We start from the raw sequence: 11,798 nt of genomic DNA, 5'->3' as shown, positions 1-11,798 counted from the left end.
GGTGAACGACGACAAGCTGAGGGACTACCTCAAGCGCGTGACGGCGGACCTGCACCACACCCGCCGACGCCTGACCGAGGCCGAGGAAGCGAGCCGCGAACCGATCGCGGTCGTCGCGATGAGCTGCCGCTACCCCGGCGGCGTACGGTCCCCCGAGGACCTGTGGCGCCTGGTCACCGACGGCACCGACGCCATCACCGGCTTCCCCGCCGACCGGGGCTGGGACCTCGACCACCTCGACGACCCGGAACAGCTGCGTGAAGGCACCAGCCACACCTCCCTGGGCGGCTTCCTCGACGAGGTCGGGCACTTCGACCCCGGCTTCTTCGGGATCTCCCCACGTGAAGCGCTCGCCATGGACCCGCAGCAGCGGCTCCTCCTGGAGACCACCTGGGAGGCGTTCGAACGGGCCGGCATCGACCCCGCGACCCTGCGGGGCAGCAGGACCGGCGTCTTCGCCGGAGTGATGTACCAGGACTACGCGGTACGGCTGCGCCACGTCCCCGACGACGTGGCCGGCTACATCGGCAACGGCAGCTCCGACAGCGTGGCCTCGGGCCGCGTCGCCTACACCTTCGGCCTGGAGGGCCCGGCGGTCAGCATCGACACCGCCTGCTCCTCCTCGCTGGTCGCCATCCACCTCGCCGCCCAGGCCCTGCGGGCCGGCGACTGCACCCTGGCCCTGGCCGGCGGCGCGATGGTCATGTCGACACCCGTCCCGTTCGTCGAGATGAGCCGCCAGGGCGGCCTGGCCCGCGACGGCCGCTGCAAGTCCTTCTCCGCCGCCGCCGACGGCACCGGCTGGGGCGAGGGCGTCGGCATGCTCCTGCTCGAGCGTCTCTCCGACGCCCGGCGGGGCGGCCACCCGGTGCTCGCCCTGATCCGCGGCACCGCCGTCAACCAGGACGGCGCCAGCAGCCGGCTCACCGCCCCCAACGGCCCCGCCCAGCAGCGCGTCATCCGGCACGCCCTCGCCAACGCCGGACTCACCCCCGCCGACGTGGACGTGGTCGAGGCGCACGGCACCGGCACCCCGCTGGGCGACCCGATCGAGGCCCAGGCCCTGCTGGCCACGTACGGGCAGGACCGCGCGGACGGGCAACCGCTGCTGCTCGGCTCGCTGAAGTCGAACATCGGGCACACCCAGGCGGCGGCCGGCGTCGGCGGCGTCATCAAGACCGTCCTCGCCATGCGGCACGGCACCGTCCCGCCCACCCTGCACGCGCAGGACCCGTCCCCGCAGATCGACTGGACCGCGGGCGCGGTACGCCTGGTCACCGCGAACACCCCCTGGCCCGAGACCGGACGGCCGCGCCGGGCCGCGGTCTCCTCCTTCGGCGTCAGCGGCACCAACGGACACGTCGTCCTGGAACAGGCGGACGAGCCCGTCCTGGAACAGGCCGCCGAACCCGCCGCCCCCGCCGCCCCCGCCGTCCTCCCCTGGGTGCTCTCCGGACGCACCGCCCAAGCGCTGCGCGCCCAGGCCGCACGACTCCGCGACCACCTCGACGCCCACCCCGGACCCGGCCCGGCCGAGGTCGGCCACGCCCTCGCGACGACCCGCGCCGCGCACGAGCACCGGGCGGTCCTGATCGGCACCCGACCCGACGAGTTCCGGGCCGGCCTCGACGCCCTGGCAGCCGGCCTCGACGCCCCCGGCCTGGTCCTCGGCACCGCCGGAACCGGCGGCGAAGTCGCCCTGGTGTTCCCCGGACAGGGATCCCAGTGGGCCGGCATGGCCGTCGAACTGCTCGACTCCGCCCCCGCCTTCGCCGCCCGCATCGCGGACTGCGAACGCGCCCTGGCCCCCTTCGTCGACTGGTCGCTGGAAGCCGTCCTGCGCGGCGCCCCCGGCACCCCGCCGGCCGAGCGCGTCGACGTGGTGCAGCCGGCGCTGTGGGCCGTCATGGTCTCGCTGGCCGAACTGTGGCGCTCCCACGGCATCACCCCCGGCGCCGTCATCGGCCACTCCCAGGGCGAGATCGCGGCGGCCGTGGTGGCGGGAGCGCTGAGCCTGGAGGACGGGGCGAAGGTCGTCGCCCTGCGCAGCCGGGCGATCCGCGCGCTGTCCGGCCGCGGTGGCATGGCCTCGGTGGCCCTGCCCGCCGCACAGGTCGCCGGACACCTCGCCCCCTGGGACGGCCGGCTCTCCGTCGCCGCCGTCAACGGACCCGAATCCACCGTGGTCTCCGGCGACACCGACGCGCTCGACGCGTTCCTCGACCGGACGGCGGCCCTGGGCGTCCGCAGCCGGCGCATCCCCGTCGACTACGCCTCGCACAGCGTCCACGTCGAGGACCTCCGCACCGAACTGCTCGCCCGGCTCGACGGACTGACCCCCCGCCCCGCCGCCGTCCCCTTCTACTCCACCCTCACCGGCGGCCTGCTCGAGGACACCACCGTCCTGGACGCCGACTACTGGTACCGCAACCTCCGCGGGACCGTCCTGTTCGAGCAGGCGACCCGCGCCCTGCTCGCCGACGGCTACCAGGTCCTCCTGGAGAGCAGCCCGCACCCCGTCCTCACCGTCGGCGTCCTGGAGACCGCCGAGGACGCGGGCGCCGACGCCACCGCCGTGGGCACCCTGCGCCGCGATGACGGCGGCCCGCGCCGGTTCACCGAGTCGCTGGCCGAACTCCACCTGCGCGGAGTCTCCCCGGACTGGGACGCCGTCTTCGCCGGCCGCCGCCCCGGCCGGGTCGAACTGCCCACCTACGCCTTCCAGCGCGACCCGTACTGGCTCGAGGACGGCGCCGCACCCGCCGCCGACGTCGGCTCCGCCGGACTGACCCCCGCGGACCACCCGCTGCTGGGCGCCGTCGTGGTCCTCGCCGACAGCGACGGCCTGCTCCTCACCGGCCGCCTGTCGGCCCGCACCCACCCGTGGCTCGCCGACCACGCCGTCGGCGGCCGGGCCCTGCTCCCGGGCACCGCCTTCCTGGAACTCGCGCTCCAGGCCGGAGCCCGCGTCGGCTGCCCCCGGGTCGAGGAACTCACCCTGCAGGCCCCCCTGGTGCTGCCCGAACACGGCGGCACCGTGCTGCGCCTCACCGTCGGCGCCCCCGACACCCGGGGCCACCGCCCGCTCAGCCTGCACTCCCGGCCGGACGCACCCGCCGACGGCGACCTCGACGAGGAGTGGACCAAGCACGCCGAAGGCCTCCTGGCCGAGGACGGGGCGGACGACGCCGCCGGGCCGATGCCCTGGCCGCCGCCCGGCGCCGAACCCCTCGCCCTCGACGGGCTGTACGACCGCTTCGCGGCGGGCGGATTCGCCTACGGCCCCGCCTTCCAGGGCCTGCGCGCGGCCTGGCGGCGCGGCGACGAACTGTTCGCCGAAGCCGTCGTGCCCGCCGGGCCGGTTGGGACCGCCCCCGACGCCGCCCGCTTCGGCCTGCACCCGGCGCTGCTGGACGCGGCCCTGCACGCCACCGGCGTCCCCGGCACCCCCGGCGCGGACGCCCACCCCGAGGGCCGGCTGCCGTTCTCCTGGAACGGCGTGACCCTGCACGCCACCGGCGCCGGGGCGATCCGGGTCCGGCTCACCCCCGCCGGACCCGACGCGGTGGCGCTCGCCGTCGCCGACGCGACCGGCGCCCCCGTGGCGACCGTGGACGCGCTGGTCCTGCGACCCGCCGGCACCGCCGCCCTCGGCGCCGACCCCGCCCCCCGCGGCCGCCACCACCAGGACCTCTACGCGACGGAGTGGGTCACCGCACCCCCGCGCGGCAGCGGCGCACCCGTCCACCGCACCGCGGACCTGGCCACGCTGCTGGCCGCCGTCGACGCCGGAGCCCCGGTGCCCGAAACGGTCCTGCTCGTCCGCGCCGAGCCCGAGCCCGAGCCCGCGGCCGACCCGGCCGCGGCGGTCCGCGCGGCCGTCCACCAGGCCCTCGCCGACGTCCGGACCTGGCTCGCCGACGACCGCTTCGCCGACTCGCGCCTGGTGTTCGCCACCCGCGGCGCGGTCGCCGCCCGCGAGGGCGAGGACGTCCGCAACCCCGCGCACAGCGCGCTCTGGGGCCTGGTCCGCTCGGCCGGCTCCGAACACCCCGGGCGCTTCGCCCTGCTCGACCTCGACGCCCACGACGAACACGGCACCGCCGCGGCCGTCGCCGCCGCCCTCGCCTCGGAAGAACCGCAGGCCGCGGTCCGCGGCGACGAGGTCCGCGTCCCCCGACTGGCCCGGGTCCCCTCGGACGGTGCGGCCGGGCCGCACCGGGCCTTCGACCCGGACGGCACGGTCCTCGTCACCGGCGGCACCGGCCTGCTCGGCTCCCACGTCGCCCGCCGCCTGGTCACCGGGCACGGCGTCCGGCACCTGCTGCTGCTCTCCCGCAGCGGCCCGGCCGCCGCCGGGGCCCAGGAACTGCGGGCCGAACTCGCCGCGCTGGGCGCCGAGGCCGCCATCGTCGCCTGCGACGCCGCCGACCGGGCCGCCCTGGCCGCCGTCCTCGCGGACCTGCCGCCCGCACACCCGCTGACCGCCGTGGTCCACACCGCCGGCGCCCTCGACGACGGCGTCGTCACCGCACTCACCCCCGAGCGGGTGGACGCCGTGCTGCGCCCCAAGGTCGACGCCGCCCTCCACCTGCACGAACTGACCCGCGACCTCGACCTCGCGCACTTCGTGCTCTTCTCCTCGGCCGCGGGCACCTTCGGCGGCCCCGGACAGGCCAACTACGCCGCCGCCAACGCCTTCCTCGACGCCCTGGCCGTCCGGCGCCGGGCGGCGGGGCTGGCCGGCCAGTCCCTGGCCTGGACCCTGTGGGAGCAGCCCAGCGCCCTCACCGGACACCTGGGCGAGGACGAGGTACGACGCCTCGCCCGGTCCGGGATGCCGCCGCTCTCCACCGAGCGGGGACTCGCACTCTTCGACACCGCCCTCACCGTGGACCGGGCCGCCCTGGTCCCGATGCGCCTCGACGCCGCTGCTCTGCGCTCCGCGGCGGCGGACGGCACCCTGCCGCCGCTGCTGCGCGGCCTGGTGCGCACACCGCCGCGCAAGGCCGCCGCGGCCACCGCGGCGGAGGCCGACGACAACGCCCTGCGCCTGCGCCTCGCGGCCCTCGACGGCACCGGACGGACCCGGCTGCTCGTCGAACTCGTCCGCACCCACGCGGCGGCCGTCCTCGGCCACGCCACCCCGGACACCCTCGACGCCGGACGAGCGTTCCGTGAACTGGGATTCGACTCGCTCGCCTCGGTGCAACTGCGCAACCGCCTGAACGCCGCCACCGGCCTGCGGCTCCCCGCCAGCCTGGTGTTCGACCACCCCACCCCGGCCGCGCTCGCGGCCTTCCTGCGCGCCGGACTCACCGACACGGCCCCGGCCGCCACGCCCGCCGTACCCGCTGTGCCCGCCGGCCGGGACCGGGACGCGGACGACGACCTGATCGCGATCGTCTCCGCGGCCTGCCGCCTCCCCGGCGGCGTCAGCTCTCCCGAGGAGCTGTGGCGGATGCTGGCCGAGGGCCGCGACGGCATCTCCGAATTCCCCACCGACCGGGGCTGGAACCCCGACGCGCTCTACGACCCCGACCCCGACCGCGTCGGCACCTCCATCACCCGGCACGGCGGCTTCCTGCACGACGCCGCCGACTTCGACGCCGAGTTCTTCGGCATCTCGCCGCGCGAGGCCCTCGCCATGGACCCGCAGCAGCGGCTGCTGCTGGAGACCACCTGGGAGCTCTTCGAGCGCGCGGCCATCGACCCGTCCACCCTGCGCGGCGCCGCCGTCGGCACGTACGTCGGCCTGATGCAGCAGGACTACGCCGCCCGGCTGCTGCCCTACATCCCCGAGGACGTCGAGGGATTCCTCGGCACCGGAAACTCGGGAAGCATCGTCTCCGGACGCCTGGCCTACTACTTCGGCCTGGAAGGCCCCGCGGTCACCATCGACACGGCCTGCTCGTCCTCGCTGGTGGCCCTGCACCTCGCGGTCCGGGCGCTGCGCTCCGGTGAGTGCTCGCTGGCCCTGGCCGGCGGCGTCAACGTGATGTGCAGCCCCGAACTGTTCGTCGAGTTCAGCCGGCAGGGCGGACTCGCCCCCGACGGCCGCTGCAAGTCCTTCGCTGCGGCCGCCGACGGGACCGCCTTCGGCGAAGGCACCGGCATGCTGCTGCTGGAGCGGTTGTCGGACGCGCGGCGTCTCGGGCATCCGGTGCTGGCGGTGGTGCGCGGTTCGGCGGTGAACCAGGACGGTGCGAGCAATGGTCTGACGGCGCCGAACGGTCCGTCGCAGCAGCGGGTGATCCGGGCGGCGCTGGCGGACGCTGGGCTGACGGCCTCGGACGTGGACGTGGTGGAGGCGCACGGTACGGGGACGCGGTTGGGCGACCCGATCGAGGCGCAGGCGCTGCTGGCCACCTACGGGCAGGGGCGGCCGGCGGACCGGCCGGTGTGGATCGGCTCGCTGAAGTCCAACATCGGCCACGCCTCGGCAGCCGCCGGTGTCGCGGGCGTCATCAAGTCGGTGCTGGCGCTGCGGCACGGCGTGATGCCCAAGACCCTGCACGTGGACGGTCCGACGCCCGAGGTGGACTGGTCGGCGGGTGCCGGACGGTTGCTGACGGAGGCCCGGGAGTGGGACGACACGGGACGCCCGCGCCGGGCGGGCGTGTCCTCCTTCGGCGTCAGTGGTACCAACGCCCACGTCATCCTCGAACAGGCCCCGGCCGACCCGACGGCTTCCGCTGACACGCTCGTCGGCGAGCCCGGGACACCGGAGACCGTCCCCCTGCTCCTCTCGGCGCGCACCCCCGAGGCGCTGCACGCCCAGGCCGCAGCGCTGGCGGCCCGGATCGCAGACGGGTCGGGCGTCCGCGCCGCGGACGTGGCCTTCTCCCTCGCCACCGGCCGCAGCGCGCTGGGACACCGCGCGGTGCTGGTGGGCACGGAGGACAACCTCGCCGAGCACCTGACCGCGCTGGCGCAGGGCGCCGCAGGGGCGGGCGGCGGGCTGGTTTCCGGTCGGGTGGCGTTGGTGTTCCCGGGTCAGGGTTCGCAGTGGGTCGGGATGGCGGTGGAGCTGCTGGCCGGGTCGGAGGTGTTCGCCGGGCGGATGGCGGAGTGTGAGCGGGCGCTGGCGCCGTACGTCGACTGGTCGTTGGCGGAGGCGCTGGGCTCGGAGGCTCTGCTGGCGCGGGTCGATGTGGTGCAGCCGGTGCTATGGGCCGTAATGGTGTCGCTGGCGGAGGTCTGGCGTGCGTTCGGCGTCGTTCCGGACGCGGTGGTCGGCCACTCGCAGGGTGAGATCGCCGCTGCGTGCGTGGCTGGTGGTCTGAGCCTGGAGGACGGCGCGCGGGTGGTCGCGCTGCGTTCCCTGGCGATCCGCGCGCTGGCGGGGCGTGGCGGTATGGCTTCGTTGCCGCTGCCGGTGGACGTGGTGCGCGAACGGATGGGCCGGTTGTCGGTGGCGGCGGTGAACGGTCCGTCGTCGACGGTGGTCTCGGGCGATGCTGACGCGGTTGGCGCGCTGGTGGATGAGCTGGTGGGGGAGGGGGTGCGGGCGCGTTTGATCGAGGTCGATTACGCGTCGCACTCCGCGCATGTGGAGGAGGTCCGCGAGCGTCTGCTGGCCGACCTGGACGGGATCGCGCCGGTTTCGGGTGGGGTGCCGTTCTTCTCGACGGTGACGGGCGGCTGGTTGGACACGAAGTCGCTGGACGCCGAGTACTGGTACCGGAACCTGCGGGAGACCGTCGAGTTCGGCAAGGCCACCGAGGTGCTGCTGGGGGAGGGTTTCCGGTTCTTCGTCGAGTCCAGTCCGCACGCGGTGCTGGGCGTGGCGGTGGGGGAGTCGGTCGAGGCCGCGGGCGCGGATGCCGTGGTGCTGGGGACCTTGCGTCGCGGGGAGGGCGGCCCGGCGCAGGTGCTGCGCGCGGTCGGACGCGGCTGGGAGCGCGGGCTGGAGGTGGACTGGTCGGGGGCGTTCCCGGGAGCGCGCCGCGTCGAACTGCCGACGTACGCCTTCCAGCGCACCCGCTACTGGCTCGACGTGCCGACCACGAGCCAGGACGTCGCCTCGGCCGGTCTCGCCACGACCGGGCACCCGCTGCTCGGTGCGGCGGTGCAGGTCGCGGACTCCGGTGAGCTGCTGCTCAGCGGCCGGATCTCGCTGCGCACCCACCCCTGGCTCGCCGACCACGCCGTGTCGGGCGTCGTGCTCCTCCCCGGTACGGCCTTCCTCGAACTCGCGCTGCGCGCAGGGGCGGAGGCGGGCTGCCCGGTGGTCGAGGAGCTCACCCTCGGATCGGCTCTGGTGCTCCCGGACGAGGAGGCCACCCATCTGCAGCTCCGGGTCGCCGGGCCCGACGGCGACGGCCGGCGGAGGCTCAGCGTGTTCGCTCGGACGGCACGGGACGCCGACGCGTCCTGGACCGAGCACGCCACCGGCACCCTGGCACCCGGGGACCCGGCCGGAACCGCGGCCGGCCTGCTGAGCTGGCCGCCGTCCGGTGCCGAACCCGTGGACACCGGCGACCTCTACGAGCGCTTCGCCGAGGCCGGCTACCACTACGGGCCCGCCTTCCGCGGCATCCGGGCCGCTTGGCTCCGCGGCGGCGAGGTGTTCGCCGAGGTGGTGCTGCCGGAGCAGCAGCACGCCGACGCCGCCGGATGCGTGCTGCACCCCGCGCTGCTGGACGCGGCCCTGCAAACCGCCGCGTTGCTGCCCGACCAGGACGGCGGGGCCCGGCTGCCCTTCAGCTGGACCGGTGTGACCAGCGGGATCACCGGGGCCACCATGCTGCGCGTGCGGCTCGCCGCCGACGCGCCGGACTCGGTGAGCCTGCACGCCCACGACCTGTCCGGGCGCCAGGTGATCGGCGTCGAGGGCCTGCTGCTGCGGCCGCCGGCCGCGGGCGGGCCGCTCGCCGGGAGTGCTCATGCCGACCTGCTGTACCGCCTCGACTGGACCCCGGCGACCGACCCGGCCGACGGCGCCGTGCCGACCTGGGCCGCCCTCGGCGGCGCCGTCCCCGGTGCCGCCGTGTCCTGGCCGGACCTCGACACCCTGGGCGCCGCCCTCGAAGCGGGCGCCGCACTCCCCGAGGTGATCGTGGCGGCCGTCGCCACCGCCGAGCTGCCCGACCCCGCCGACCGGGTCCGCGCCACCGCGCACCAGGGCCTCGCGCTCGTGCGGCAGTGGCTGGCCGACGAGCGGTTCGCCGCGGCCAGGCTGGCCCTGCTCACCAGGGACGCGGTCCGCACCGGACCGGTCGACCGTCCCGTCGATCCCGCCCAGGCCGCGCTGTGGGGCCTGGTGCGCAGCGCGCGGGCCGAACACCCCGGGCGCTTCGTCCTCGTCGACGCGGCCAAGGCCGTCGAGCCGGCGGACGCCCTGCCCGGGGCGCTCGCCGCCGGGGAACCCGAGCTGGCGTTGCGGACCGGCCCGCCGCTGCTGCCGCGGCTGGTCCGCGGCGGACGGCCGGACGGCACGCTGTCCCTGCCGGACGGCGCCGCCTGGCGGCTCACCAGCGACGGCCAGGGCTCGCCGGAGGACATCGTGGCGGAGCCCGCTCCCGCGGCCCTCGCCCCGCTGGGCCGGGGCGAGGTGCGGATCGCGGTGCGCGCCGCCGGGCTGAACTTCCACGACGTCATCGCCGCGCTCGGCCTGGACCCCGACCCCGAACACCAGGGCCTGGGCAGCGAGGGCGCCGGCACCGTCATCGAGGTGGGCCCGGGCGTGGACGACCTGGCGCCCGGGGACCGGGTGATGGGGATCTTCGGGGGCGCGTTCGGCCCGACCGCCGTCGCCGACCGCCGCACCGTCGCCCGGATACCGGCGGGCTGGTCCTTCGCCCGCGCCGCATCCGTGCCGGTGGTGTTCCTTACCGCGTACTACGGCCTGTTCGACCTCGGCAAACTGCGGCGAGGGGAGTCGGTCCTGGTCCATGCCGCGGCCGGCGGCGTGGGCATGGCGGCGGTGCAACTCGCCCGGCACGCCGGTGCGCGGGTGTTCGCGACGGCCTCCCCCGCCAAGTGGGACGCCCTGCGGGCCGGCGGACTGGACGACGGGCACATCGCCTCGTCCCGCACCACCGACTTCGCCGAGACCTTCCTGACGGCCACCGGCGGGCGCGGCGTCGACCTCGTGCTCGACAGCCTGGCGCGGGAGTTCGTCGACGCCGGTCTGCGGCTGCTGCCGAACGGCGGCCGGTTCGTGGAGATGGGCAAGACCGACGTCCGCGACCCCGAGGCGGTCGCCCGGCAGCACCCCGGGGTGCGCTACCGGGCGTTCGACCTGATGGAGGCCGGTCCGCAGCGCATCGGCGAGATGCTCGCCGAGATCCTGGACCTGTTCGCGCGGGGGGTGCTGCGTCCCCTGCCCGTCACCGGCTGGGACGTCCGGCAGGCCCCGGCCGCGCTGCGCTCGCTCAGCCAGGCCCGGGGCGTCGGCAAGAACGTCCTGTTGCTGCCCGCTGCGCCGGACCCCGAGGGGACCGTTCTGGTCACCGGGGCCACCGGCACCCTGGGACGGCTGCTGGCCCGGCACCTGGTCGTCGCGCACGGCACCCGGCACCTGCTGCTGGCGGGCCGCCGGGGCGGGTCCGCCGACGGAATGCCGGAGCTGGTGCGGGAGTTGACCGGGCTCGGCGCGTCGGTGACCGTCGCGGCCTGCGACGTCGCCGACCGGGACGCGCTCGCCGCCCTGCTCGGGTCGGTGCCCGCCGCGCATCCGCTGACCGCCGTCGTCCACGCGGCCGGCGTCCTGGACGACGCCACGATCGCCGGGCTGACCCCGGACCGGCTCGACCGCGTCCTGCGGCCCAAGGCGGACGCGGCGCTGGCCCTGCACGAACTCACCCAGGACCTCGACCTCACGCACTTCGTGCTCTTCTCCTCGGGCGCCGCCCAGTTCGGCGCGGCCGGGCAGGCGAACTACGCCGCCGCCAACGCCGTCCTCGACGCCCTCGCCGCCGAACGCCGGGTCGAGGGGCTGCCCGGCCTGTCCATCGGCTGGGGCCTGTGGGAGGAACGCAGCGAGATGACCGCGGCGGTCACCTCGGGCCGGGGTACCGGGGCGGGCGCGCTGACCTCGGCGGAGGGCCTCGCCCTGTTCGACGCGGCGCTGCACTCCCCGTACGCCTACCGGCTCGCGGCCAGGATCGCCCCGTCCGTGCTGCGGGCGGACGACCGGCTGCCCGCCGTGCTCCGCGGCCTGGTCCGCCCCGCCCGGAGCGGCGCCGCCCCGGCGCAGGCGCCGACCCGCTCGATGGCGGCGCAGCTCGCCGAGCTGCCCGAGGCCGAGCTGCACCGGACCCTGCTCGACCTGGTGCGCGGCACCGCCGCCGCGGTGCTCGGCCACAGTTCGCCGAACCTGATCCGCCCGGCCCGCCCGTTCAAGGACGTCGGCTTCGACTCCCTCACCGGCGTCGAACTGCGCAACCGGCTGGCGTCCTCGACCGGGCTGCGGCTGCCGGCCGCGCTCGTCTTCGACCACCCCACCCCGGAGGCACTCGCCCGCCACCTCGCCGAGCGGGCCGGCGCCGCCCGTCCGACCGGCGACGCGGCGGTCCGGGCCGGCCTCGACGCCTTGGAGACCCTGCTCGACGCCCTGCCGCCGGACGGCGTCAGCGAGGAACTCGCCGCCCGGATCCGGGACGTGCTGTCCCGCCCGCTGCCCGGCGGGGCACCGGCCGCCGCCCGCCCCGCGGGCGACCCGGACGACCTGGACGACCTGGACGATCTGGCTCCTGACCTGATCGAGGCGGCCAGCGACGACGAGATGTTCGAGTACCTCGACCGGCAGCTGGGGTCCGCATGACCAGGGCACCGGCCCGCGCGCCCAGCTT

General features: G+C 76.3%; 1 protein-coding gene. It reads left to right on the top strand.

Annotated features, from left to right (window positions below; all coding sequences use genetic code 11):
• The first annotated feature begins 1 nt into the window (after nucleotide 1).
• The gene (locus ACFYST_RS22650) at nucleotides 2–11,770 is read left to right on the top strand and encodes an SDR family NAD(P)-dependent oxidoreductase (protein ID WP_387865128.1); all 11,769 of its coding nucleotides are present in this window, start codon (nucleotides 2–4) and stop codon (nucleotides 11,768–11,770) included.
• The last annotated feature ends 28 nt before the right edge of the window (nucleotides 11,771–11,798 follow it).

This window comes from Kitasatospora sp. NPDC004614, assembly GCF_042873675.1.
In the GTDB taxonomy this organism is placed as follows: Bacteria; Actinomycetota; Actinomycetes; order Streptomycetales; family Streptomycetaceae; genus Kitasatospora.
This window is presented reverse-complemented; position numbering and strand designations above follow the sequence as displayed.